This is a genomic window from Marinicella gelatinilytica (assembly GCF_026410405.1).
Taxonomy (GTDB): Bacteria; Pseudomonadota; Gammaproteobacteria; order Xanthomonadales; family Marinicellaceae; genus Marinicella; species Marinicella gelatinilytica.
Genome location: NZ_JAPMLN010000011.1, coordinates 64,866 through 90,729 on the forward strand (window position 1 = coordinate 64,866; position 25,864 = coordinate 90,729).

The 25,864-nt window shown below is 43.4% G+C and carries 27 protein-coding genes; 19 read left to right on the top strand and 8 right to left on the bottom strand.

Annotation, left to right across the window (positions count from 1 at the left end):
* The first annotated feature begins 37 nt into the window (after positions 1–37).
* From rnpA to OS173_RS08540, 8 genes are all read left to right on the top strand, one after another.
* The gene (rnpA, locus tag OS173_RS08505; protein WP_267183851.1) at positions 38–370 is read left to right on the top strand and encodes a ribonuclease P protein component; all 333 of its coding nucleotides are present in this window, start codon (positions 38–40) and stop codon (positions 368–370) included.
* Positions 371–379: 9 nt separating this feature from the next.
* Entirely contained in the window at positions 380–2,113 is a 1,734-nt protein-coding gene (gene yidC, locus OS173_RS08510) for a membrane protein insertase YidC (protein ID WP_267183852.1), read from the top strand.
* A 2-nt stretch (positions 2,114–2,115) separates the two neighbouring features.
* Positions 2,116–3,435: a tRNA uridine-5-carboxymethylaminomethyl(34) synthesis GTPase MnmE gene (mnmE, locus tag OS173_RS08515; protein ID WP_267183853.1), complete on the top strand. Its 1,320-nt coding sequence runs from the start codon at positions 2,116–2,118 to the stop codon at positions 3,433–3,435.
* Between the two features lie 171 nt (positions 3,436–3,606).
* On the top strand, positions 3,607–4,956 hold the full coding sequence (locus tag OS173_RS08520) for an ATP-binding protein (RefSeq protein WP_267183854.1): 1,350 nt from the start codon (positions 3,607–3,609) through the stop codon (positions 4,954–4,956).
* Positions 4,949–5,611: a response regulator gene (locus tag OS173_RS08525; protein WP_267183855.1), complete on the top strand. Its 663-nt coding sequence runs from the start codon at positions 4,949–4,951 to the stop codon at positions 5,609–5,611. The genes OS173_RS08520 and OS173_RS08525 overlap by 8 nt, the downstream gene beginning before the upstream one ends.
* Positions 5,612–5,678: 67 nt before the next feature.
* Positions 5,679–6,029 carry a hypothetical protein gene (locus tag OS173_RS08530; protein WP_267183856.1) on the top strand — a complete coding sequence of 117 codons (351 nt, stop codon included), beginning with the start codon at positions 5,679–5,681 and terminating at the stop codon, positions 6,027–6,029.
* A 99-nt stretch (positions 6,030–6,128) separates the two neighbouring features.
* A complete protein-coding gene (locus OS173_RS08535; protein ID WP_267183857.1) occupies positions 6,129–6,713 on the top strand; it encodes a DNA-3-methyladenine glycosylase I in 585 nt (194 codons plus the stop codon).
* Positions 6,713–7,267 carry a hypothetical protein gene (locus OS173_RS08540; RefSeq protein ID WP_267183858.1) on the top strand — a complete coding sequence of 185 codons (555 nt, stop codon included), beginning with the start codon at positions 6,713–6,715 and terminating at the stop codon, positions 7,265–7,267. The genes OS173_RS08535 and OS173_RS08540 overlap by 1 nt, the downstream gene beginning before the upstream one ends.
* A 304-nt stretch (positions 7,268–7,571) precedes the next feature.
* Here the strand turns inward: OS173_RS08540 and OS173_RS08545 are convergent, their stop codons facing one another.
* The 3 genes from OS173_RS08545 to hemE are packed head-to-tail and all read right to left on the bottom strand — an operon-like array spanning position 7,572 to position 9,335.
* The gene (locus OS173_RS08545; protein ID WP_267183859.1) at positions 7,572–7,964 is read right to left on the bottom strand and encodes a GtrA family protein; all 393 of its coding nucleotides are present in this window, start codon (positions 7,962–7,964) and stop codon (positions 7,572–7,574) included.
* Positions 7,954–8,289, bottom strand: coding sequence for a Rieske (2Fe-2S) protein (locus OS173_RS08550; protein WP_267183860.1), 336 nt, complete (start codon positions 8,287–8,289; stop codon positions 7,954–7,956). The genes OS173_RS08545 and OS173_RS08550 overlap by 11 nt, the downstream gene beginning before the upstream one ends.
* Entirely contained in the window at positions 8,289–9,335 is a 1,047-nt protein-coding gene (gene hemE, locus OS173_RS08555) for a uroporphyrinogen decarboxylase (RefSeq protein ID WP_267183861.1), read from the bottom strand. The genes OS173_RS08550 and hemE overlap by 1 nt, the downstream gene beginning before the upstream one ends.
* 394 nt (positions 9,336–9,729) lie before the next feature.
* On the opposite strand from hemE, the gene OS173_RS08560 reads away from it, so the two are divergent.
* A complete protein-coding gene (locus OS173_RS08560) occupies positions 9,730–11,142 on the top strand; it encodes an NHL repeat-containing protein (RefSeq protein WP_267183862.1) in 1,413 nt (470 codons plus the stop codon).
* Between the two features lie 59 nt (positions 11,143–11,201).
* On the opposite strand, the gene OS173_RS08565 is transcribed toward OS173_RS08560, so the two are convergent.
* Positions 11,202–11,618, bottom strand: a complete 417-nt coding sequence (locus OS173_RS08565; RefSeq protein ID WP_267183863.1) for a hypothetical protein — start codon at positions 11,616–11,618, stop codon at positions 11,202–11,204.
* A gap of 475 nt (positions 11,619–12,093) precedes the next feature.
* Here OS173_RS08565 and OS173_RS08570 point away from each other — a divergent pair, with 475 nt between their 5' ends.
* Positions 12,094–12,420 (top strand): SpoIIAA family protein, encoded by a 327-nt coding sequence (locus tag OS173_RS08570; protein WP_267183887.1) that lies wholly within the window; start codon positions 12,094–12,096, stop codon positions 12,418–12,420.
* A 63-nt stretch (positions 12,421–12,483) separates the two neighbouring features.
* On the opposite strand, the gene OS173_RS08575 is transcribed toward OS173_RS08570, so the two are convergent.
* The 3 genes from OS173_RS08575 to OS173_RS08585 all read right to left on the bottom strand — a co-directional run bounded on the left by OS173_RS08575 (position 12,484) and on the right by OS173_RS08585 (position 15,201).
* The gene (locus OS173_RS08575) at positions 12,484–12,795 is read right to left on the bottom strand and encodes an EthD family reductase (RefSeq protein WP_267183864.1); all 312 of its coding nucleotides are present in this window, start codon (positions 12,793–12,795) and stop codon (positions 12,484–12,486) included.
* Between the two features lie 139 nt (positions 12,796–12,934).
* The gene (locus tag OS173_RS08580) at positions 12,935–13,192 is read right to left on the bottom strand and encodes a hypothetical protein (protein WP_267183865.1); all 258 of its coding nucleotides are present in this window, start codon (positions 13,190–13,192) and stop codon (positions 12,935–12,937) included.
* Between the two features lie 191 nt (positions 13,193–13,383).
* Positions 13,384–15,201: a DUF885 domain-containing protein gene (locus OS173_RS08585; protein ID WP_267183866.1), complete on the bottom strand. Its 1,818-nt coding sequence runs from the start codon at positions 15,199–15,201 to the stop codon at positions 13,384–13,386.
* A gap of 155 nt (positions 15,202–15,356) precedes the next feature.
* On the opposite strand from OS173_RS08585, the gene OS173_RS08590 reads away from it, so the two are divergent.
* From OS173_RS08590 to OS173_RS08610, 5 genes are read left to right on the top strand one after another with little or no spacing between them, the layout of a single operon-like run.
* Positions 15,357–15,788 (top strand): RidA family protein, encoded by a 432-nt coding sequence (locus OS173_RS08590; protein WP_267183867.1) that lies wholly within the window; start codon positions 15,357–15,359, stop codon positions 15,786–15,788.
* Positions 15,781–16,311, top strand: coding sequence for a 3-hydroxyanthranilate 3,4-dioxygenase (locus OS173_RS08595; protein WP_267183868.1), 531 nt, complete (start codon positions 15,781–15,783; stop codon positions 16,309–16,311). The genes OS173_RS08590 and OS173_RS08595 overlap by 8 nt, the downstream gene beginning before the upstream one ends.
* The gene (locus tag OS173_RS08600) at positions 16,311–17,324 is read left to right on the top strand and encodes an amidohydrolase family protein (RefSeq protein ID WP_267183869.1); all 1,014 of its coding nucleotides are present in this window, start codon (positions 16,311–16,313) and stop codon (positions 17,322–17,324) included. Before OS173_RS08595 ends, OS173_RS08600 begins: the two co-directional genes overlap by 1 nt.
* A complete protein-coding gene (locus tag OS173_RS08605) occupies positions 17,317–18,132 on the top strand; it encodes a cyclase family protein (RefSeq protein WP_267183870.1) in 816 nt (271 codons plus the stop codon). Before OS173_RS08600 ends, OS173_RS08605 begins: the two co-directional genes overlap by 8 nt.
* A 35-nt stretch (positions 18,133–18,167) precedes the next feature.
* Complete coding sequence (locus tag OS173_RS08610) at positions 18,168–19,283, top strand: DUF748 domain-containing protein (protein WP_267183871.1); 1,116 nt, start codon at positions 18,168–18,170, stop codon at positions 19,281–19,283.
* A gap of 47 nt (positions 19,284–19,330) precedes the next feature.
* Here the strand turns inward: OS173_RS08610 and OS173_RS08615 are convergent, their stop codons facing one another.
* The gene (locus OS173_RS08615; RefSeq protein ID WP_267183872.1) at positions 19,331–21,613 is read right to left on the bottom strand and encodes a carboxypeptidase regulatory-like domain-containing protein; all 2,283 of its coding nucleotides are present in this window, start codon (positions 21,611–21,613) and stop codon (positions 19,331–19,333) included.
* Between the two features lie 188 nt (positions 21,614–21,801).
* Here OS173_RS08615 and kynU point away from each other — a divergent pair, with 188 nt between their 5' ends.
* Genes kynU through OS173_RS08635 form a run of 4 tightly spaced genes read left to right on the top strand, consistent with a single transcriptional unit; the run spans position 21,802 to position 25,853 of the window.
* On the top strand, positions 21,802–23,073 hold the full coding sequence (gene kynU / locus OS173_RS08620; RefSeq protein ID WP_267183873.1) for a kynureninase: 1,272 nt from the start codon (positions 21,802–21,804) through the stop codon (positions 23,071–23,073).
* Positions 23,070–24,437 carry an FAD-dependent oxidoreductase gene (locus tag OS173_RS08625; protein ID WP_267183874.1) on the top strand — a complete coding sequence of 456 codons (1,368 nt, stop codon included), beginning with the start codon at positions 23,070–23,072 and terminating at the stop codon, positions 24,435–24,437. Before kynU ends, OS173_RS08625 begins: the two co-directional genes overlap by 4 nt.
* A 48-nt stretch (positions 24,438–24,485) precedes the next feature.
* The gene (gene upp / locus OS173_RS08630) at positions 24,486–25,118 is read left to right on the top strand and encodes a uracil phosphoribosyltransferase (RefSeq protein WP_267183875.1); all 633 of its coding nucleotides are present in this window, start codon (positions 24,486–24,488) and stop codon (positions 25,116–25,118) included.
* A 6-nt stretch (positions 25,119–25,124) separates the two neighbouring features.
* Positions 25,125–25,853 carry an SGNH/GDSL hydrolase family protein gene (locus OS173_RS08635; protein ID WP_267183876.1) on the top strand — a complete coding sequence of 243 codons (729 nt, stop codon included), beginning with the start codon at positions 25,125–25,127 and terminating at the stop codon, positions 25,851–25,853.
* Positions 25,854–25,864: the final 11 nt, after the last annotated feature.

The following is a 25,864-nucleotide window of genomic DNA, read 5'->3' on the forward strand; positions in this document are numbered from 1 at the left end:
GGGTCAGAATAAAAGGCTTTACATTAAAGGGTGTGCCTTGCAACGTTTAACAAAACACCAAAAAATCAGAACCCGACCGGAGTATGGTCGGGTTTTTAATCAATCCAAAAAAATTCACTCCCCTCATTTTACATTATTGGTTCACTGGACTAAACCAGACCAACCGGCGAGATTGGGTTTGATTATCAGTAAAAAAGCAGCACCTAAAGCTGTGGATAGAAACCGAATTAAACGACTCGTGAGAGAATCATTTCGACGACTAAAATCGCTCAAATCAGCAGATTATGTGGTGATAGCAAAGCCTTCGGTTAATCAAATAACAAACCAGCAAGTGTTTGAAAGTTTACAACATTTATGGCAGCGGATTTAAGAGTAAGTGATGAATAATCAAAAAAATATTTACCTCATTATCATGATGTTTTTAGGGTTTTTGTTATATGTTCAATGGCAAAAAGATTATGCCCAACCAAATGAAAGTACAACCACTGTACAAACCACCCATGAGCAAAACCAAGATACTCCACAATTACCCAATGAAACTCCGATGGCATCAAACGATGCGGATATTCCACAACCAACTGCTGCGGTCAGTCAAACTGAAACACCGCAAGTTAATAACAGTCCGGCAGCCACCACAGATGTTATAAGCCGAGTCGAAACACCTTTGCTAAAATTGGAATTCTCCGCAGAAGGTGGGGCGCTGGTGTACGCGGAATTAAAACAATATCCATTGAAAAAAAATGAAGCGAAAAATGTCATTTTGATGGACTATAGAAATCAACCCTACCGTGCTGAATCAGGTTTAGTAGGTTCACAAATTAATTTTACCCATAAAGATATTTTCACCACTGAACAGGCCGCTCTGTCGGTTTCAGAACAACCGGTTGATTTGGTATTCACCAGTCGTAAAGATGGTGCCACCCTAACTAAAACCTATCAAATAAGCCCAGATAGTTATGCCATTAAAGTTAGTCAGCGCGTCACCAACCAAACCGGGCAATCCATAAGTTTAAGTGATTATCAACAAATAAAACGCAACAACCCTTGGGAAAATGTCTCCACCTCATTCACCAACCCGGGTCGTTATTCATTTAAAGGTGCCGGATATTTTGACACTGAAAATGGCTACGAAACCCTTGATTTTAGCGATTTAGAAGAAGAAAAAATTAACAAAACCATGGGACCGGGTGCTTGGATTGCTATGGTACAGCATTACTTTTTTACCGGTATTGTCCCTGAAGCCAGTCAGGTTAGTGTTCAAACACAATATACCGCCGGGAGCCAGTACCCCTATCTAATACGTTATATAACACCGGCAAAAAACATCGCTCAAGACACCAGTGAAGTCTTTAATTCCACATGGTTTGTGGGGCCAAAATTACAAGACGAATTACCGGCCATTGCCAAAGGTTTAGATTTAACGGTCGATTATGGTGTGTTTACCGCCATATCCAAACCCTTGTTCTGGTTACTGGAAAAGATTCATGGCTTTGTTGGTAATTGGGGTTGGGCCATTGTGTTATTAACCATTTTAATCAAACTTGTATTTTTCAAGTTGTCTGAAGCGCAGTATAAATCGATGGCAAGGATGCGTAAATTACAACCGCGGATTACCACGTTAAAAGAGCGATATAAAGACGATAAGCCGAAATTTAATCAGGAAATGATGGCCTTGTATCAAAAGGAAAAAGTGAATCCTTTGGGCGGTTGTTTGCCTATATTAATACAGATTCCGGTGTTTATTGCCTTGTATTGGGTATTACTTGAGTCAGTGGAGTTACGTCAGGCACCCTTTATTTTATGGATACAGGATTTATCCAGTCCCGATCCCTACTTTATCTTGCCGGCGATCAATGCCGCCGCCATGGTCATGACCCAACGCTTATCACCGACACCGGGTATGGATCCGATGCAACAAAAAATCATGAAATTTATGCCGATTGCATTTTCAGTGATGTTTGCTTTCTTCCAAGCTGGTTTGGTGTTGTATTGGGCACTTAACTCAGTGTTGTCATTGGCACAACAGTGGGTCATTACGCGCCGTATAGACGCCCAAGATGACAATAAGCCGGTTATGACGAAAAAAAGTAAAGACACAACCGACGAAAAATAATTATGGCATCACATAACGACACCATCGCCGCCATCGCCACAGCGCCGGGCACCGGTGGTGTCGGCATCATTCGAATATCGGGTTCGGATGCTTTTGATATTGCGAAAAAATTATCTCACAACGCGTCATTCCAGCCGCGATACGCTCATTTTAGGCATTTTTACCATGCTGATAAGCAGCTGATTGATACCGGCTTATTGCTGTTTTTCCCCAATCCCGCCTCCTTCACCGGTGAAGATGTGGTGGAAATACAAGCCCACGGCGGTCATGTGGTGATGCACATGTTACTGGCAGAAGTGATTCGTTTAGGTGCCCGCATGGCACGGCCGGGTGAATTTTCTGAACGGGCTTTCTTGAATAACAAGATTGATTTGTTACAAGCAGAAGCCATTGCAGATTTGATTGCCGGCGGTTCTGAACAAGCTGTATTCGCATCACAGCGGTCTTTGCAAGGTGACTTCTCCAAACAGGTGAATGCCATTTTAGCGCAATTAATTGAAATTCGGGTTTGGTTAGAATCCGCCATTGATTTTCCTGAAGAAGAAATTGATTTTCTGGCAGACCAACAACTTCATCAACAATTAACTGAATTAAAACTTAGTATTGAGAAATTACGCCAAAAAAGCCGATCCGGCGTGGTGTTAAATAAAGGCATCAGTATTGCCATTATCGGCGCCCCCAATGTCGGCAAATCATCCTTACTCAATGCCCTGACCGAAGAAGACACCGCCATTACTTCTGATATTGCCGGCACCACCCGAGATGTCATCAAAGCCGATGTCTTAATTCATGGTATTCCGGTGCGATTAGTGGACACCGCCGGCATCAGAGAAAGTGATAATCCAATTGAACAACAAGGCATTGAAAAAGCCCGTGCCATTCAAGCCAGTTGTGATGTGATACTAACCGTTTATGACGGCAGTGAAAAAATCTCTGAAATCGTAAAAACCGATGAGTCAGAACTGAGTGTGATTAATAAAATTGATCAATTACATCCGGATAATGAAAGATTATCGCCGGATTTATGGTTGTCCGCCAAAACAGGCGACGGTATAGAGAGCTTAAAACAACGCATTGTAGACAGTGTTAAGGGTGGTGATATCAATGAAAACAGTTTTACCGCACGGCAACGTCATATTGAACAATTGAATATGACACAGCAACACGTTAATTACGCAGAGCAACATCTGAAAAATTATGTGGGTGAATTGGCGGCCGAAGAATTACGGCTCGCCCAAAATAGCCTCAATGCCATTACCGGTGAATTCACATCGGATGATTTATTGGGCGAAATTTTCTCCAGTTTTTGCATCGGCAAGTAAAAGTTGTGTTCCTGAGACTTACGCTCACGGCCTAACCCACTGGCCAGACCGTGCTGCTCAGCATAAATTCCAAAACCTATCCGGATTCTTTTTTCTTCCTTATTGTTATGTCATGATATCGCTATGGCGATAAAATCAATTAGAACCAAAACATTTTTGTTATTACTGAGCATGACATTAAGCATGGCTTTATTGTTGGTGCTTGCAGTTTCTCTGGGTTTTGACCGTGGTTTTAGTCGTTATAAACAGTCACTATACGACGACATCAATCAAAATATGGTTGCACAACTGTCCGATTATTATCAACAAAATGGTCATTGGCAGGCGTTTAAAACAGACCGTGTTTTGTGGCAAGATCTTCTCATAAGCAGCCTTATTGAGAAAACCGATCATACCGATGAAAATCACCGACATCAACGCCGTTGGAAAATGTTTAAATACCATGCCCTTTTGACTGCCGATAAAATTCTTGTCACAGGTCGGCAGGCACCAACCCATAAGCCGTTTAATTTGTTGGCCATTGAAGTCAAAGGTCAAACGGTTGGGTATTTACGCATACCTGATAGACAAGCAATCAATAATCATCTGGATAAAAAATTCAATCAGAACATGCAAAAGTGGTTTTTGCTGTTGTTTGGTGTTGCGTTGTTATTTACCTTATTACTCAGTTGGCCGATTTCTATTTATTTTACCCGACCTATACGGGAGTTAAATAACCACGTAAAAAAACTCAGCCAAGGTCAATACGGTCATCGAATTAACATTAATCGCGGTGATGAATTGGGACGATTATCGGATAATATCAATCACCTCAGTCAAACATTACAAGCCAACACAGAAAACCAACGGACATTTTTTACCGATGTTTCTCATGAGCTCAGAACACCCGTGGCGGTACTGCAGGCACAAATTGAAGCCTTACAAGATGGTATTCAAGAAGCCGATGAAAAACAGCTCAACCAATTGCACCAACAGGTCATGACGTTATCGTTGTTAATTAATGATATTCAAGATTTAGCCGGTACAGAATTGGGTGCCATGCAATATAAAATGCAAGACATCAATTTAAGTCAATTATTAACAGACCTGATAAGTGTATTTTCATCAAAAATAAACAAGGCTGAATTAACACTACAAATAACAGTAAAAGAACAGGTTTTCATATCGGGTGATGCATTGCGACTACAGCAATTATTGACTAATTTAATTAACAATACATTGCGTTATACTGATACAGGTGGCGTTATTAAAGTCAGTTTGAAAACAGACAAGCAACAAGCCATTATCAATATTGAAGACAGTGCACCGGGCGTGGACTCACAATATCATGAGCAATTATTTGAACGCCTGTTTCGCCCCGATACCGCCAGAAATAAAAGTCTTGGCGGCTTTGGGATTGGTTTGGCCATTGCAAAAAATATTGTCAAGGCACACCAAGGTACAATTCACGCCTCAGATTCATCCTTGGGTGGCTTAAAAATAACAGTTAGCTTACCCGCCATAAATAAATACCATGAATAAGCATATTTTAATTGTTGAAGATGAACCGGCTTTGGCTGAATTAATGGCACAATATTTAAGAAAAGCTGATTTTTTGACCACCATCATAGAAGATGGCAGCGAAGTAATCCCTTGGGTTAAAACACATCAGCCTGACGTGGTACTGATGGATTTAATGCTGCCCGGAGAAGATGGTATATCGCTAACCAAAGCCATCCGTGAATTTTCAGAAGTTCCGATTATTATTACCACTGCAAAAATCAGTGAAATTGACCGATTATTGGGTTTAAAAATTGGTGCTGATGATTATGTATGTAAACCTTATAGCCCTCGGGAGTTGGTTGCCAGAGTACAGGTTCAGTTACGACGCAATAATCCGCAACAAATCAGAGGTGATTTTGTTTTAAATAAGTCCCAGATTTCGGTGGAAATTAATCAGCAATCATTGCAACTAACGGTGGTGGAATTTAATCTGTTAAAAGTACTCTATCAACATGCCGGTCAAGTTTTGACTCGTGATCAGTTGATGGATCTGGCTTACCAGGATTACCGCATTATTTCCGATCGCACCATTGACAGTCATATTAAAAAAATACGCAAAAAACTAAAATCACTGGATGATTATGATTATATTCAGTCAATATATGGCCTTGGTTATCAATTTGTACCCAAATAAAATTAAAGGTTCATAATTTTTGCACGATTATTGGTTAAAATGACTTTAAACCAACAGGAGATTAACCATGAAAAAATTAGTACTATTAAGTTTAAGCCTTTTACTATTCGCCGGTATGGCCAGCGCAGAACGCGGCAAAGCCATGTTCGATGAACTGAACCTCACAGAACAGCAACGCACCGAAGTTGAAACATTGATGGCTGACCATCATAAACGTATGGCCGATGCCCGTGAACAAGTGAAAACCGAAACCCACGATAAATTGGCTGACATTCTTAGCGAAGAGCAAATGCAGCAATGGCAAGAAATGAAAGCAGAAAAACAACAGCGCATGCAAAAACGCCATAAAAAAATGAAGCACAAACGTCAATATAAGAAAGGCAAGATGGATAAACAGTCGGAAAATACCACCGACTAAATTAATCACTCGATTCAACAAAAACGCCGCTATTTAGCGGCGTTTTTGTTGATACCTGAAAGATTCACCTTTTTGTTGTTGGTTGGTTACAATATGACCATGAAAACACGTTGTCAGTGGGCAGAAAATGCCAGTCAATTAGAGCAGGATTACCACGATCATGAATGGGGACACCCTGTTTATGACGATAAAAAATGGTTTGAGTTTGTATTGTTAGAAGGCGCCCAAGCCGGCTTAAGTTGGTCCACCATTTTACATAAGCGTGAAGGATATCGTCAGGCCTTTGCTGATTTTGATTTTAACCAGGTGGCTGAGTTTAGCGAATCCGATCAAGCCAGATTAAAAGACAATCCGGCGATTGTCAGAAATCGATTAAAAATCGCCTCTGCAGTAACCAATGCCCAAGCTTTTATTCAAGTGCGTAAAGAATTCGGTTGCTTTAATGATTATATCTGGCGGTTTGTTAACGGCAAGCCGATAATTAATCAGTGGTCTATGGCCTCGCAAGTACCGGTAACCACCCGCGAATCCGATGCTTTAAGCCAAGATTTAAAAAAACGCGGCTTTAAATTTGTCGGAAGCACCATTTGTTATGCGCTGATGCAAGCCACCGGATTGGTCAATGACCACACCACCGATTGTTTTTGCTATAAAGAGGTGGTTAACCCACCAGGAGATAAATAATGTATAAGTTTCGTAGTCTTTCATTAATAACCTTAAGTTCACTGTCACTTATTTTTACCGCCCAGGCTGGTGAAGTCGGTAAAGAAAGCGCCCATGACGGGTTTTTTAATAACATGAAAAATCTGTGCGGAGAAGTTTTTGAAGGTGCCAGCACCTACCCCGATGATCCTGATCATGATTTTGCCGGCAAAAAACTGGTGGCTGATTTCGCCGATTGCAGTGATGCTGAAATCCGCATTAAGTTTGCTGTGGGCGAAGACCACTCCAGAACCTGGGTAATCACAAAATCCGATAAAGGCCTATTACTGAAACATGATCATCGCAACCCCGATGGCACCCCGGATGAAGTCACCAATTATGGCGGCTGGGCGAATCAAGCCGGTAGTGCATTTCAACAATATTTTGAAGCCGATAAAGAAACCGCTGAATTAATTCCGGAGGCTTCAACCAACGTTTGGATGCTGTCTTATGACCCTGAATCGAAGGTATTAACCTATGATCTTAAACGTCATAGCGAACCCCGTTATCAGGCTCAGTTAACACCAAAAGAGTAATATCGAAGGCTGACTCAATAGAAAAAACAGCTACATTGTTAAAAACCGATAATCGGCTAAGTCCAGATTATCGGTTATTTTGTCTTGTAAGTTTGGCTTCCTTGTTTATGTGTTTAGACGCTAAATTGCTGCCAAAAACAGCCATCATATAACATCCTAAAAACGCCCTATTTAAGTCATAAGTTGTGATTAGAATGAAGGTTTTCAAACAGTGATTGATTTATGAAAGCCTTTTATTTTTTAACGGATGATGACTTGGAGAAGTTACCAAAAGATGCTGAACTGGTGCCTTTTGATATCAATTTTATCGATCCCCAAACACCCAAAACCGAGCCATTAAAAAACTGGCCAAAGGCACGGTTACCAGCAGCAATGGCAGGGCTTGAAAAGAATAATCAAGTTGCCAATAATTAACCAACAGTAATACACCGCCTTGATGCAGGCAAAACGTTATTAATGAAGACACCACAAATTTTGGAAAGCGATTTTTGTGATCACCGGTGTCTTTGAAAGAAAAGTGATAATGCCCCAGATAAGCTGTGAATAAACCACCAACAAATCCCAAAGCATGGGCATTAAATGGCGTCAAGCCGATGATTTCATGCATGAAATAACCGACACTGAAGTGAACCACGGTGGCCAGCACACCCACCAAACCATAGCGGAACAATAGCGCGAAGGTGTCTTTAGTTAGCATCAATATACAGTTTGTTGTCGCGTGTGGTCACTGCAATGGCTTTTAAAGAATCGCCGGCACACGGTCCGCCGGTACAAAAGCCATCTTCGGTTTTAAAGGTGGCGCCATGCGCGGGACACACCACTTGTTTATCCGGCGTTTCCAAAAACTCACCCGGTGCGTAATCTAAACGTCGACCCTGATGGGGACAAAAGTTACGATAGACATAGATGCTTTCACCTTGTTTTTTGACCATATAGGTATCCTCTTCATCACCATCGGCTGCCGTAAAAGTCATCCACTTGTCTTCAACTAAGTCGCTGAGGTTGCAAAGAAAAACAGACATTAGCGTTGTGAATGACGCCTGACGGCATCAACCAGTACCGCCACTTTTTCAGGTTGCATATCCGGCTGCATGCCGTGTCCGAGATTAAAGATGTGACCGGGTTGGTTGCCATAACTGTCCAAAATCTGTTTAACCGCTTGATCAATGTGATCGTCAGGGGCATACAATGTGGCCGGATCTAAATTACCCTGAAGGGCAACCTGACCACCGGTTAATTTCAAAGCATCATCTAAATTAATGGTCCAATCAACACCTAAACCATGACAACCGGTTTCTGACAAAGCGGTGAGACTTTGATTGGCGCCTTTGCTAAATAGCACCACCGGTGTGTCACTGTAGCCAGCGTCTTTAATGCCATCGACAATTTGTTGCATATAACGTAAAGAAAAAGTTTTAAAATCAGCCGGAGACAGCGCGCCACCCCAACTGTCAAAAATTTGAACGGCAGATGCACCACTTTGGATTTGGCCAATTAAGTATTTAACAGTTGATTGAGCCAGTTTATCCAGTAACTGATGAGCTGCTTCTGGGTTTTTGTAAAGCATGGCTTTTGACTTAGCAAACGTCTTGCTGCCACCATTTTCAATCATGTAGGTGAATAAAGTCCAGGGACTACCGGCAAAACCAATCAACGGTACTCGGCCGTCTAAGGTTTTCACCGTCAAACTAATGGCGTCCATCACGTATTGTAAATCTTCGGCATCCGGAACCGGCAATTGCGCAATTTGAGCGGCATCGGTGATTGGATCAGTAAACCGTGGGCCTTCTCCCTGCACAAAGTGTAAACCCAAACCCATGGCATCAGGAATGGTTAAAATATCCGAAAAGATAATCGCCGCATCCAGTGGAAACCGTTCCAAGGGTTGAATGGTCACTTCACAGGCCATTTCGGGTGTCCCGGCTAAGGTCATAAAATCACCGGCTTTGGCGCGAACTTCACGGTATTCAGGTAAATAGCGTCCGGCTTGACGCATTAGCCACACCGGGGTGCGTTCCGTTGGTTCACGGCGCAGCGCCCGTAAATATAAATCGTTCTTTAATTGCATGGGTTTTGAGAAATACAAAAAAAACAGCCATTTTAGCAGTTACCTCGAGGATAAACACGAATGTTTGTTAAAATGCCTGCGGAAAACTGCGAAGCAGCTTGACCCGCCAAGCCGGTTAGGCCAGTAAATGCAGTCTTGCGGTTTTGCCGAAGGTTCCAAAAGTAGGCACGCTGAGGCGAAGAAGCATGACTAATGTCCGTTAAGGCTGTGAGCGAAGCGAATCAGAGGCGAAGAGCGCGAGATAATATGATATGCTCGTCGTGGCTGCTTTCACTTTTCTGACATATACATTTAACTATAGCAAAAGTGAATTAAGTCCCAAGAGCATTCTTTCATTTGAACCTATCACAACCGAAACGGTCAGACTATGCCCATGATAAAACAAAAATTAATAATGAAAAATTTAATGTTAGTGAGCTTGTTATTGCTCTCTCAATTAGTCACAGCACAAGCTTTGGATAAAAACCAGCTGTCCGAAGCCGATAAAACGTTCCAACAAGAAGTCATGCGTGCCAATCACATCCCGCAATTATTACAAGTAGCTGAAGGTACTTTAAAAAAAGATGAACTCAAACGTCATCTGATGGTGTGGCAACGCTTGGCAGCCTTACAACCGAATAACCCCCAATTTCAGTATCAGCTGGCCAAAGCCTACGCCCTGATGGATGATAAAACCGGTGCCTATAATGCCTTGGTTAAACTACAAAATGCCGGTTTAAGTTATGAGGTGGATGAAGTTGATGCTTTTACCAATATTCAAGGCACCAAAGTCTATGACTACATTGTCGATGGTATGGCGGATAATGCCGCACATTATGGTGAAGGCAAAGTGGTGGCCACGGTCGATGACAGTTTTTCAGGTATGCTATTTGAAAACATTGTTTATGATAAAAATAATCAGCGATTTTTATTGGCCAGTATTCGCAGCGGCGAAATTTATCAAATCAATCAACAAGGTAAGTTGAGCTCCTTTATCACGGATGCCAACGCTGAAAAAGGACCCTGGGGTGCCGTGGACATGGTGTTATCTCAGGATAATAAGTCGCTGTGGGTTGCTTCAGCAGCGATGCCACAATACAACGGTTTCAGCGAACAAAACATGGGCGCTGCCATGATGAGTCATTATCGCTTGAGTGATGGTGAACTAATTAAACGGTATGAATTTAAAAACATTGAAACACCCCAGTTATTATCGGCATTGCATGTTGGTCAAAAAGGCATCTTATATTTTCTCAATGTTTTTGATCAAACCATCTATCAGCTAAACCCGAACAGTGAACAGCCGGTAAAAGTGATTGCAATACCCGGGCTTTCTGCGGTCAAAGCCATCACATCTAATGCAGATGACAGTTACTTATATGTCGCTGATTTTGAAAAAGGATTGTTTATTGTTGATACCAGTACTTCCAAAATCGGAACCTTGGATCCACAAGGTGAACGCTTTTTTACCGGCATCAATGATTTGTTTTATGTGGATGGTGATTTAATCGGTATCCAAAGCGGGATTTCTCCGGCACGTTTAATGCGTTTTGATTTGGCTCAAGACCTGGCCATTAAAATGAGTTTTCCCTTAGAAGCTTCCCATGAGGCTTTTGTCACATTAGGCAACGGCACCATAGCTGATGATTCTATTTACTACGTCGCCAATTCACAGTGGGAAAAAATGGATCTTGGCGGTAATTTAATCGAAGGCGAACAATGGCAGCCTTTAAAAATAATGAAATCACCGCTTGCTTATCGATTAGAAGAACACATGGAAAGCCAAAAACGCATGGAAGAAATCAAAAAGAAACGCGGTATAAAATAATTCATTCGACGGTACCAAAAAAACCGGCCCATTGTGGCCGGTTTTTTTATGTTTCGAATTTATTTTTCAGAAACGCCTAATACAATGGGCTTCCAATCCTCTACCTTGACAGGTCTGGCGTCGAATGCCAATTGATAGGTTTTACCCGCCTCTACATTTAACGCTAAAGTGTCACTGTATTTGCGCTGATTGATTTGAGTTCTCAAAATTTTATCATTTGAAGATAAATAGTTAAAATCAATATTGGCAGCAAACGTTAAGGTATGTTCACCAACTTCTAACATGATGGTGTTATCTTTGTGCATAATAGGTTCACCATCAACGGACAGTACAGTAAGTGGAAACAGTTTCTGTACCGGCTTATTGGGTGATAAATCAACCATCACCATGTGTGCTTTATCTGAGTTCTCAGCAAAACTCGAATTAGAAAACATCAAAAGAATCGAAATAATTACCATCATAAAGATTGTTTTCATAGGTTATCTCCTTAGATTTCTAATAAGATAATTATAGCCTGTATGGCTGAATCGGCCATGAAGCGAAATTTGTTGAGCAAATTAAGTGTAAGCACAACTAAAAATCAGCTAAATTTCGTAGCTGTATCATTTACATTTTTTTAAAGTTTACCTGCTAAGATAAGATTTTTAACGAGGAATGCGCCATGACTGCTGAACGACACGGTTTAGCCATTGGTATCGAACAATATAACAACACGTTTTTACTAACGCTAAACCCGAATTTTTCATGTAACCGGTAAAAAACCCATATTAGAAGACACATCAGAGGCTTTGGGTAGTTCTGAGAAATTTCAGTTTGTACCTGAATGGTTTTATGAAAAAAATGGCTTCATATCTTGCATAAAATCGCTTACAACATATGAATAACTATGCTTGAAGCGATATTTAACAATCTATTTTGCCATTTTATCCCTAAATTCCATTCTTACATGAAATATTCGGGTTTAAAGCCATCGGCAAACTCACCCATGAAGATTACCGGATCATCACTCCGATGATCGAATCCGCTCTCGCCGGCATTGAAGAACCCCGTATTAAGGTTCTTTTCGACGGTCGGCAAATGGACGGCTGGGAACTACGCGCTGCCTGGGATGATTTTAAACTGGGCATGAAATACCGCGGTGAATTCACAAAAGTCGCCATCGTCGGCAACCAAAAATGGCAAAAACTGGCCGCCAAAGTCGGCAGCTGGTTCGTCTCCGGCGAAGTTAAGCATTTTGCTGATATGGAGGCGGCTTATGATTGGTTACAAGAATCATAGCGTTACAACCTAAAAACTCACCTATTGGCAATCAAGGCTGATTGTTTTACCGGACTTTTGATCTCAATTTGGCTGACCGATTAAAACCATTGGTGCACCACCTGTTGAAATTCGTCCGGCGTCTGCCGCCACCGTTTGCATTCCGGGGCTGGTCATGGCCGCATTCAGCGCTTCGCCCGAATCAAAAGGCATGCAAAACATCAAATAATAAGGCGGCTTACCTTCCGGGCCGGATAAAAACCGGGTTACTGCGTAAGGTTTAGCGTCATTGGGTAAACCTGTTTTCTCATGCAAAAGTTTTATGTGATCCGCGTAATCAGATTCAAATTGATCGACATCGTTAGGTTGAGGATACAGTACGGTGAGATTCATCATTGTTTTGCTCGATGATAAGTCACATTATTATAGACGTTTTTAGACAGTGTCATAAATAAACTTGTTTGCTTGAAGGTCTGTCCTTGCTCAGTCTTAGTTTTAACAGATACATGAAATTGGGTTTAAATCATGTTATTTGTTATTCATGATAATTCAATAAATTCATTGTATCTGCTTTATGTGGGTCAAAACTAACTTCTGTATCGGTGCTGCTTAAAAAACGGATAGTTGTTTTATTCAGTCCGAAAAAAGGTGTTGAAGCTTCTGCGTTGATATCAATATCGACTATAAATTTTAAATGAGAGTTTAACTTAATGAGATTATCGGTATTGACCTCTGATCCCGTCTCGGTTCTACCTCTCACCTCCTTGTGAGGGTCATCAAAAGTAGGGGCCATGAAGGCAGTCCGATAATGACGGCGACTCAGGAAAAATTTCAGTTGGCTGAATCTGTCGAAGCCACTATTTAGAGGTGCCCAAGTTATTAATAAAAAATACACCGCCTTCGACACGCTCAGGCTGCTTGTGGTGGTTAAGTGTAAATCATCTCAGTGGTTTGACAAACAAACCACTGTGCTTGACTTTAAATTTACGCTTTTTTCTCTTCAATATACTCATCCACCAACTGTTCCATAATGGTCAGTGGCACGGCGCCGTTGGTGAGGATAACGCGGTGGAAGTCGCGGATATCGAATTCATCGCCGAGTTCTTTGTGGGCTCGTTCGCGAAGCATCAGGATATGGCGCATGCCCATTTTATAGGCAGTTGCCTGGCCGGGCATGACGAAGTAGCGTTCAATTTCAGCGATGACATCGGATTCGGCCATGCCGGTGTTGGTCAGCATATAATCAATGGCTTGTTCGCGGCTCCAGCGTTTGGCGTGGATACCGGTGTCGACCACCAGTCTAACCGCGCGGAACAATTCGGCTTGTAAACGGCCGATGTTGTCGTAAGGCTTGCCTTCGTACAAGCCCATTTCATAAGCGAGGCGCTCGGCGTAAAGGGCCCAGCCTTCTGAATAAGCGGTGAACGGAATAAGACGTCTGAAAAATGGTAAATCTTCTTGTTCCTGTTGAATGGCAATTTGAAAATGGTGACCGGGAATGCCTTCGTGGTAGGCTAAAGTCATCATACCGTATTTTGGTGTGGCTTTGATGTCGTAGAGATTGGCATAAAATATGCCGGGACGTGAACCATCCATGGCCGGTCCTTGGTAGTAAGCGCCCGGTGAGGTTTTTTCTTTAAATTCAGGGATGCGTTGTACTGCCATGTCGGCTTTTGGCAGGTCATAAAATACCGCAGCCAACTCCGGTTGAATGTCATCTAAGATGGTTTCATAATCGGCCAGAATTTGCATCCGGCCTTCTTTGGAATCTGAATAATAGAATTGTTCGCTGTTGGCCAGATTTTCGATGCTGGCTGAAAAGCCCCGGGTGGTGTCCCAGCCTTCCTGATCAAGCACGGCAAGAATTTCGGCCTGAATTCGATCCACCTCACTGAGTCCGTATTGATGAATCTCATCGGCAGAGGTTCGTGTGGTGGTGAATAATTCTAAGGCTGTTTTATAAAAAGCATCACCGTCCGGTAAATCCCAAACACCATTATTCTCATCAACCTTTTTATCTAAATGAATAAAGTAATCAATTAGATTTTGATAGGCAGGATAAACAGCGGTTTCGATAACTTTTTTGGCTTCTTGCGCCAATTTTTGTTGTGCTGACTCATCCAGTTTGGCTTTCTCCATTTTCTTTAACAGGCTGATCATTAAAATATTGTCTTCAGGCGCTGTCTCAACAAAACCCTGCATTTCATCCACCACCTTTGTGACCACAAACTGGGGTGGTAAAATGCCCAGTTGTTCACGGTGTTTCAAGCCTTCGAGCACTTGTGAAAATTTTAACTCCACGGCTTTTAAGCGCGCAATATAATCCTCAGCATCACCTTTGTCTTCAATCTGGTGGGTACTCTCCATAAAAGAAGGGAAATTACTTTGTACGCCGAATAATTGATTCACGGGATAGTTATGAAAACGAAAGCGTTGGTTTTCCACCATCAGACCCAGTAAGGAGGCCATGACGTCTTTTGACATTTTATCAGCGGGATCTAAATCGGCATCTTCATATGACATGAGGGTGTCGTAAGTTTGTTGAAGATCACGCATCAATTTATCACCGGATTCAATGCTGGCATCATCAAGTTTGGCGTTGTGACCATCAATGCCAAGTGGTTCCAGTACCCTTAGCGAGGATAAGGTTTCGGGGCTATCCTTAACAAATTTAATGGCTGTTTTACCAAAGAATAAATTGATGTCATAAGGTTTAAAATACCAGACATGAATAAAGAACAAGCCTGCCAACAGCAGCATGGTGAGTAGAAAAAACCCAATATATTTAAAAACGCGTTTCATGATTGATGACCTCTTTTTTGTCAGTGTGCTTTAATTTGGCATTTGAGCGGGCTATCTTTTACAATGCTTATGAAGACAGTCGCTGAAAAATGTCGTTTTATTGTCTGCTTCTGATAAGTTTAAGTCCAGTAACAATGTTAAATGAGGTGCAAAATATGCAAGAAGTCATGGCTGAGAAAGCCCCGGAACCGGTTGGTCCTTACCCACATGCGCGGCAAGTGGGTGATTTTCTGTTTTTATCAGGTATGGGGCCACGGGCTGCGGGGCAAAAAGACATTCCGGGGGTGACGCTGGATGATCAGGGGCAGATTGCTGACTATTGTATTGAAACCCAAACCCGTCAACTATTTACTAATTTAAATGCGGTGTTAACATCCGCCGGAGCCCAGTGGTCTGATTTGGTGGATATTACGGTGTTTTTAACCAATATGGATGATGATTTTAAGACCTTTAATCGTGTCTATGCTGAGTACTTCACCGATAACAAGCCTTGTCGCACCACAGTTGAGGTCAATAAGCTGCCAACGCCGATTGCTGTTGAATTAAAATGTATGGCCTACAAACCCGGAGGAACAAACCATGCTTAAACCGCTACCGCCGTTTAATTTTAAAGCCTGGATTGAGGAACACCGTGATCAGCTTAAACCGCCGGTGTGTAATAAACAGGTCTATGAACAAGACGATTTTATTATTATGGTGGTTGGCGGGCCCAATGGTCGACGGGATTACCACTATGATGAAGGTCCTGAGTTTTTCTATCAGCTCGAAGGTGAGATGTGTCTTAAAACCCAGCAAAACGGTCAGGTGGTGGATTATCCCATTAAAGCCGGGGAGATTTTCTTATTGCCGCCGAAAATGCCCCACTCGCCGGTACGATATGCCGATTCCATCGGTTTAGTGGTTGAGCGTAAACGGCTGGCCGACGAACAAGATGGGTTGTTATGGTACTGCGAACACTGTAACCATAAGTTGTACGAAGAATATTTTCATTTACGAAGTATTGAAAAAGACTTTTTGCCGGTGTTTGACCGCTTTTTTGCCGATGAACAATTACGCGCCTGTGACCAGTGCGGTACAGTAATGCCGGACAGCAATCAATTGGAGTTATAATGTTAACCATCGATATACACACCCATATTTTACCCAAAGAATGGCCTGATTTAGCCGAACGTTATGGTTATGGCGGTTTTGTACAATTACAGCACGATGGCTGCGGTTGTGCGAAGATGTTGAAAGATGGCCGTCATTTCAGGGATGTTGAGCCCAATGTCTGGGATCCCAAAACCCGTTTACAGGAGTGCGATGACCATGGCGTTCATGTGCAGGTTTTATCCACGGTACCGGTGATGTTTTCCTATTGGGCCAAAGGCCGCGATACCCATGATTTATCACAATTGTTAAACGATGATATGGCTGTCACAGTGGCCGGCAACCCCAGGCGATTTGTCGGTTTAGGCACTTTGCCGATGCAAGCGCCGGATTTGGCGGTGAAAGAATTGACTCGTTGCGTCAAAGAACTGGGACTGGCAGGTGTGCAAATTGGCAGCCATGTTAATGACTGGAATCTCAATGCCCCGGAATTGTTCGAAGTATTCGCCGCCGCCGAGGAATTGGGTGCAGCGGTGTTCGTGCATCCCTGGGATATGATGGGACAAAAAGACATGAGCGATTACTGGTTGCCGTGGTTGGTGGGCATGCCGGCAGAAACCTCGCGTGCCATTTGTTCGATGATATTTGGCGGCGTGTTAGAACGTTTGCCGAATTTGCGAATTGCTTTTGCCCATGGTGGTGGTTCGTTTCCGGCCACTTTGGGGCGCATTAAACACGGATTTGATGTGCGCCCGGATCTGGTGGCGGTGGATAATAACATTTCACCGGAGCAGTATTTAGACCGGATTTATCTGGATACCCTGGTACATGAAGCTCAGATGCTGGATTATGTGGTGAATTTAATGGGGCCTGATCGCTTGGCCTTGGGGACCGATTACCCGTTTCCTTTGGGTGAGTTACAACCGGGGCAACTGATTCATTCCATGCCGTATGATGACAGCATAAAACAACGCTTGTTGGCCGGCACGGCCTTGGAGTGGCTCAATTTAAGCGCCACGCAATTTAATGACTGACAACACCATGGCGCCATCGGGTATTTCTCTGGCCATTCCGCTCCAGTTTAATGGGCCACAGCCAAACCATTTCGGCGCCCCGCCGGCAACGGCACAAGCCATGCAAAGCGGTGAATTTATTGGCGATACCGCACAAGGTGGTTCTTGTAACGCGGAGCAAGTGACGTTAAATCCACATTGTAATGGTACCCACACAGAGACCATAGGCCATATTATCGAAGATAATAATCAGCAATTCGCGCCTTATCAGGTGATTCAGTCTCCTTTAGTCAAAGCCTATGTCTTGACCGTACAACCGACTCAGAATTATCAAGGTAGTGAAAGCTATACCCCGGCAATCAGCGACCGGGATGCGGTGATTTGTCAAGATATGTTGTCGGGTGTCCATAATTACTTACAGGTCGTAAAAGCTTTGATTATCAGAACCCTACCTAATGATAACAGTAAAAAATGGCGACAATACGGGGACAAATGGCAACCGCCCTTTTTTACCCACCAAGCGATGCAGTGGTTGGTTAATGAAACTGATATTGAACATTTATTGGTGGATATGCCCAGTATTGATAAAATGTATGATGACGGTATGCTCAGTAATCATCGCCTGTTCTGGCAGATTGACCAACAGGGCCGATGGTTAAAGGGTGATCAACGTCATAAAACCATCACAGAAATGATTTATGTGCCGGATGAGGTGGTCGATGGTTTGTATTGTTTAAACTTGCAAGTGGCAGCCTGGCAGCTTAATGCGGTACCGGCCAATCCGGTGCTGTTGCCACTAACTCATGCCTCAACCCTGGATTTGGGTTAATGGATTGTTAACAGAGTATTGCTATAATCCTGAACATGCGTCGCAATATGTTCAGTCAACAGAAAAAAAAGCGAAAAGCCGGATGGTTGGGTTTTTTGTTGCTGCTGTTGGTTGTGTTTATTGGTTTTCGGCTGTATTTACCCACTTTAGTTAAAAACCATGTCAATCAGGTGCTCAATGACTTGCCCGGTTATCAAGGTTCGGTGGCGGATATTGATATTGCCCTGATTCGTGGTGCTTATGTGGTCAATGATTTACGTTTACAGCGACGTGATGCCAAAACTGACGTGCCATTTTTAACCATCCCACAGGCCGATATTTCCATTCAATGGCGCGCCCTGTTCAACGGTAAAATTGTCAGTGAAATATACCTCAATGAACCGCAATTAATTTACGTCTTTGAAGACCAGCTTCAAGACAACCAAGAAGAACCCGATACCAAGGATTGGACTGACGCACTGGATGATTTGGTGCCGATTGATATTAACCATTTAAACATTGAAAACGGGCGCCTGGGTCTGGTTAAAGTTAAAGCCGAACCGACCTTAGATATTTACATGGATCAACTGCAGTTAACGGCGGATAATTTACAGTTGGTGAAAAGCGACGAACAAAATCTGCCCTCGCCGATTAAAGCCACGGCTGTCACCATCGGTCAAGGCCGAACCGCCTTAGAAGGTCGGGTTAACATCGTTAAACAGGTTCCTGATATGGATGTCAGTCTCAGTATTGAGAAGATTAATGTAACTGCCTTAAACAGCCTGACCCTGCATTATGCCAATGTCGATTTTGCCTCTGGACAGCTGGATGTATTTAGTGAAGTGGCAATCGCGGATGGTTATATGAAAGGCTATTTAAAACCGCTGTTAACCGACGCCAAACTGATTGATCAGGGTGATGGTTTTTTCAGGCGCTTATGGGAAGGCGTGGTCGGTGTTTTTAAATTTATTCTTAAAAACCAGTCCACCGACAAAGTTGCCACAAAAATTCCCTTCGAGGGTGATTTAAATAATGTCGAAGCCGGCGCCTGGCAAACCTTTGTGAATATTTTAAGAAACGCATGGGTTAAAGCGTTTCAGGAAAACATCGATGAAGACATCGAGTTTTCAGATGTGAAAGAAGAAGCCGAAGCACAGCAAGATAAGCCATAAAAAAAGCCGCCTTGTTCGGCGGCTTATCGTGAACAGGGATTAAAAACTTAATCTAATCCGGATCGAAAAATAAAGTCCGGTTTCAAAATCATATTGATGTTGGTGATGTCATAATTGCCACTGAGAACAATAGGATCTGCGGTTAATGGATTGCATAGTCCATCAAAACAATAATCGCCACCGTACTTGACATCGACCAGAGCGCCACGGCCTTGGGTGACCAAAAAGTAAGTATCCGAGGGTAAACCTGAAGTTTTCCATTTACCATTATTTGACTCATAGCTGCCGTAGAATTCACCTTGACTGTTATATACATTGACATCAATGTTGGAAAGGCCGACTGTGGTTTCGCTGTGAAATAATCGACCGGCCAGGCTACCACCTTGCGCTAAACCAAAGGAATAATAAGCACCACTTTTCTGGCCGGCATCTGGGCTGCCACCCAAAACAATGGGCGTACCGGTGGTGACATCACAGCCGGATCCGGGGCAACTTATGCCGTCATAAAGTATATCGACCCAAGAGCCCGCTGCTGCAGGATGAATTCCAGGGAAAGGTAAGTTCGAACCATTGTTGGTTTTGGCGTAATAAGTACCGGCTGGTAAACCTGGAACAGTGAAATTGCCATTGACATTTGTGGTGGCCCAATGGGCAAACAAGCCATTGTCATCATATACTAAAACGTGGACACCTGCTAAAGGTGCTGCGGTGCTTAAATCAGTGATGGCACCGGAAAAGCTCAGACCTGTGTTGAGCGCAAAATCAATACCCGTGGTGGTGGCATCCCCTTCCGGATCAGGTGATCCCGACAGAGGGTCATAAGCATTAACGGTTATGTTAACCGCGGTCAAATCACAGGTCACACCCGGGCAGTCAATATTGCCGGTGGTTTCATATTTTTGCATAATATAATCGGAGATAAAGTTACCGGCAAACATATCACCTGTGCGGGCTGAATAGTTGCCTGCAGGTAAAGCCTTTGCTGACGTGTAGACACCAGTGACTGGGTTAGCGTAAGCGCCACCGGCCACATGACCGTTCATATCATAAAATTGTACAAAAGGCCGCTCTCCAGTGATTGGCAATCCACTGATTTCATCAGTAACGGTTCCCGTAATAAGACCGCCATGATCCAGCAAAAAGTCAATGCCGCCTCGTTGCTCTTTTGAGCCTACAGTAATCGGTGTTCCACTCATCCGGTCACAACCCGAAAAAGGACAAGGTCTATCGGCATAAAGCTCTCTTACATGAAAAGCATTGGGATTAGAGTTACTGCCCTCAGCAAAATAAGTGCCGGGTAATAAGCCACCGATTGAATAGGCACCGGTTGCAGAAGGATTTGAATTAGTACCCTCTACCGCTATATATTGGACATGATAACCATTATCAGAAGTGAACAACACAACGCCCGGATCTTCCAAAGGTAGTGACGAGCTTGCATCCAAAACGAAGCCTTGTATTTTAGCGCCTATTTCCAAAGTAAAATCAATATCAGATTTGGTGACACCATTGATTAAAGTCACCGGCTCACCGATACCTTCTAAAGCTGAGTATAAACAGCTATTACATTGAATGCCTTTATATACTTCTGGAATATGCTGGGTATTCTGTGACCAGCGATCTAAGAAAACCTGGTAAGTACCTCCAGGAATGCCGCTGATTGTATATTTCCCTAATCCATCATATTGAATTGCACCATCCAAATCCCAATAAAATGATGGATCATTGGGTTTAATAATGACAAGATCCAGGGTATCGACCTGGTCATTGGTGATACTATCGACAATGTATCCGGTCAAGGTTGCACCAATTGTTAAGTTTAAATTATGACCGACAGAGCTTTCGCCGGAAGCCAAGGAAATATGACTATCAGCTGGTGGGTCGTAGTGATTATGGAATTGTGTTCCGGTTGTTGTCCAAATGGCATTAACGAAATTATCAACTTGATCAAAAGCGCCCACATAATAATTACCGGCAACTAAGTTTTCAAAGGAATAACCGCCAAGTGAATCTGTGTTTTGTGATTCAATGAAGCTTTCACTATCAGCGTTATACAAACTCACAAGTAAGCCACTTACCAAAGAGCCGCTGCTGAATACTTGACCGGTGATTTTAGCTGTACCTGAACCTTTTACAAAAGGTTTTTGTTTGGCTAATTGGTTTTTTAGTTGCTTGGCTCTGTGCTTAAATTGTTCTTCAGTAATCAAGTTTTCAGCGTTTAAATCCTGGTAAATTTGTAATTGCTGCTCTGCTGAAAGTATTTGTTTGGCTTGTAAGCCACTAAATACCAGTGAAAGTGTAAGCATAAGAAAAATTGTCATGTGCTTCATGGTCCTCTCCATAAATGTGATGCCTCATTTTTGAGGTCTACTACTATTATATTACGGTTTTTATACAAAAAAATGACATGTTTTTTATAAATAGTCTTGTCACAAAAAAACAAAGCTCCAAGACCAGTCAACTATCGCACCCTTTAAACGCATGGTTTATAATGAGTTTTTTAAAAATTGAATGCGCCATGACTTTATCTCAAGACCTGACAAAAGCCCGACAACAGGCCGATCAATTAGATGCCACAGACGGTCTGTCTGGTTTCAGAAGTCAATTCCACATTCCCAGACATGCAGATGAAGCGGTGGTGTATTTTTGTGGTAATTCCCTGGGTTTACAGCCTAAAAAAACTGAAGAAGCCATGCAATTGGAGATGCAGAAGTGGCAACAAGATGCAGTTAACGGGCATTTCAGTGGGGATTTCCCCTGGATGACTTACCATGAGTTTTTACAGGAAACCGGTGCCGATTTAGTCGGAGCAAAACCGTCGGAAGTGGTGTATATGAATTCGCTGACGGCCAATTTACATTTTTTAATGGCCAGCTTCTATCGACCGCAAGGCCAAAAGCGAAAAATTCTTATTGAGGACCATGCGTTTCCCTCTGATCATTATGCCGCGGCTTCGCAGGTGGCTTGGCATGGTTATCATGCCGAAACTGACCTGCTGTTACTAAAGCCACGTGAAGGTGAAGTTACTTTGCAGACCGAAGATATTCTCAAAACCATTGAACGAAATGCCGATGAACTGGCCTTGATTTTGCTGCCGGGTGTGCAATATTACACCGGTCAGGTGCTGGATATGGAAGCCATTACAAAAAAGGCGCAGCAATACGCTATTCCTGTGGGTTTTGATTTGGCCCATGCGGCCGGAAATATTGACATGGCGTTACATGATTGGGGGGTGGATTTTGCCGCCTGGTGTTCTTATAAATACCTTAATAGTGGGCCTGGTGCGGTGGCCGGTGCTTTTGTGCATGAGAAACACCATGATAAGGATTTACCCAGATTACAGGGTTGGTGGGGGCATGAAAAAACCAGTCGATTTGATATGGACAATCAATTTAAACCGGCACCGGGTGCCGATGCCTGGCAGTTATCGAATCCGCCGATTTTATCGCTGGCGGCAGTACGGGCTTCCCTGGAAGTTTTTAAAGAAGCCGGCGGAATGAAGACGTTAACTGCTAAATCGAAGCAGTTAACCAGCTTTTTGCGGCAGATGCTGGAAGATTGTTGTGGTGATAAAGTGCAAATCTTAACCCCCGAAGACGCCCAGGGTTGCCAATTATCATTGGTTATCAAATCTGACAAACCGGGTAAAGCGGTTTATCAGGCCTTAACGGATGCCGGTATTGTGGTGGATTGGCGTGAACCTGATGTGATCCGAGTGGCACCGACACCGTTGTATAACAGCTTTCTTGACGCCTATCGTTTTGTCGAAACATTGGTGGCTGAATTATGAGCGAACGATCTGAAAACATTGTCATCCTGGGTGCCGGTTTGGTGGGGTCCTTACAGGCTTTATTGTTGGCACAGAAAGGTTATCGTGTTCGGGTTTACGACAAATTACCCGATATTCGTCAACAGGCAATGTCCGCCGGTCGTTCTATTAACTTGGCACTGGCTTCACGTGGTCGCCATGCCTTGGAACAAGCCGATGTATTGGACAAAGCGGAGTCTCTCTTGATTCCGATGCGTGGTCGCATGTTGCACAATCAGCAGGGTGAACAAACCTTACAGAAATATGGTTCGCGTGATCATGAAGCCATTTATTCGGTCTCACGAGCCGGACTGGTGAGTTTGCTGCGCGATGAAGCTGAGGCCACCGGTTTGGTGACCTTCTATTTTGAGCACAGTTGCGACAGCATTGATTTTAACGGTAACCGCTGTCAATTCAGTCACCGTGATGTCGATTTGCACATTGACTTTGATTATTTGCTGGCTTGTGATGGTGCCGGTAGTATGACGCGCCAGCAGATGCAACAAAATACCGATAACGCCACCGCGTTTAACAGCGAATTGCTCGATCACGCCTATAAAGAATTGTATCTGCCACCGGATAAAAAGGGTGATTTTCAATTGGACAAAAACGCTTTGCATGTGTGGCCGCGCGATGATTATATGATGATTGGCCTGCCCAATCCGGGCGGTGATTTCACTCTGACCCTATTTATGCCAAAAACCGGCCCGGTAAGTTTTGCATCCATTGATAATGCCACGGCTTTACATGCCTTGTTTGATCAGCAATTTGCGGATATCAAACCGTTTATTCCGAAATTAGAACAGGATTATTTTAACAACCCAACGGGCAAATTAGGTACTGTCAGATGTCAACAATGGTATCAGGATCATGTCTTATTGTTGGGTGATGCTGCGCATGCGGTGGTGCCCTTTCACGCTCAGGGCATGAATGCCGGATTTGAAGATTGTGTGGCGGTAATGGAAGCACTCGCGCACAGCAATCATGATTGGTCGGGCTTATTTGCAACGGTGCAAATGGCGCGTCAAGCTAATGCCGACGCCATTGCGGATATGTCATTAGAAAACTATGTGGAAATGCGCGCTTCAGTGAATGATCCGCAGTTTCATTTTAAAAAACAAGTGGCCTTTGCCTTAGAACAAAGGTGGCCTCATTACTTTATTCCACGCTATTCAATGGTCATGTTTCATCGCATACCCTATGCCGAAGCCTATGCCCGAGGTCGGGTACAAGCCCGCTTATTAGATCGTTTGTGCCACGATATAGACACTGTGGATGCATTAGATTTTGAACGGGTTGAGCGATTAATTAAAGGTAGTTTGTCGCCGATATTGAATGAGACATAAATTGAACAATCATTTGCTACAATACTTGTTTTCATCGTTTAATGGCTTATGCAAGTTAATGAAATAAAACATCCCTTAGTACAACACTTAATCGGCCAGCTTCGAGAGCATAACCGCTCACCGGCACAATTTCGTCCGGTGGTGGATAAACTCAGTTATTTGTTGTGTTATGAAGCGATTTCCGGATATCACCTTAAACAGGAAACCATCACCACCTGGTCGGGATCAACCCAGGTTCAACGATTAGATGACAGTGGCATTACCGTGGTACCGATTTTGCGCGCCGGTTTAGGTATGCTCAATGGCGTCTTAGATCTGTTGCCGGGTGCTTCGGTGTCGGTGGTCGGTTTTGAACGTGATGAAGAAACCCTGAAACCACATGCGTATTATGAAAAGTGGGCACCGAATGTGACCGATAAAAAGGCTTTGGTGATTGATCCGATGCTGGCCACCGGCGGGACGTTTCTGGCCACAGTTGAGCGTTTAAAAGCGGTGGGCTGTGAACACATTCATGGTGTATTTTTATTGGCCGCGCCCGAAGGTCTGAAAAAGCTAATCGACCAACATCCCGATGTTAAAGTGACCGTTGCGGCGGTGGATGAGCGTTTAAATGATGTGGGCTATATTCTGCCCGGTCTAGGTGATGCCGGTGATCGGATTTTTAACACCGTGGCTGAATAAAACCTGATGAAAGCCGTTGGCCTGTCGTGCTTAAAATATAGCTTAGGCCCGATTTTATGGTTACAAGGGCAACAAGTCAGAAAACGCACGCTTATTTTACCTGAGCCAACCGGAGCCAGAAACGGCCAAGTTGGTAGCGGTGAATCTATGCGGTTGCTTATTCTGGGTGATTCTTCCGCTGCCGGGGTCGGTGTGGATATACAACAACACGCTTTATTGGGTCAGATTCTACAGACGTTACAAGCAGATTTTCAAATCAGCTACCAACTTCAGGCAAAAACCGGTGCCAAAACCGGTGATGCATTAATGGGTTTACAGTACGCCATCGACAAGCAATGGACAGATGACCGGGTTTTTGATGTGGTGGTCACAGCCTTGGGTGTTAATGATGTGACCGGTCAAATTAGTGTAAAAAAATGGCGTCAGCAACAACAGTTACTGATAAAAACCATTCATAACAAACTAAAACCAAAATTAGTCATTATTTCTGGATTACCGCCGATGCACTTGTTTCCGGCTTTGCCCACGCCATTGCGCCAATACCTTGGGTCATGGGCAACGTTGTTTAATAATGAGTTACAAACATTGTCAGGAAAATTTCCGCAAACCTCATTTTTAGCTGTGCGTAATTTACCGCAACCCTTAGATGTGGCGAATGACGGTTTTCATCCCGGGCCTAAAACGTATCAAAAGTGGGCTCAGGCGGTGGCGGATTTGATTAAAAACCTCAGTTAATTAATTCGTCA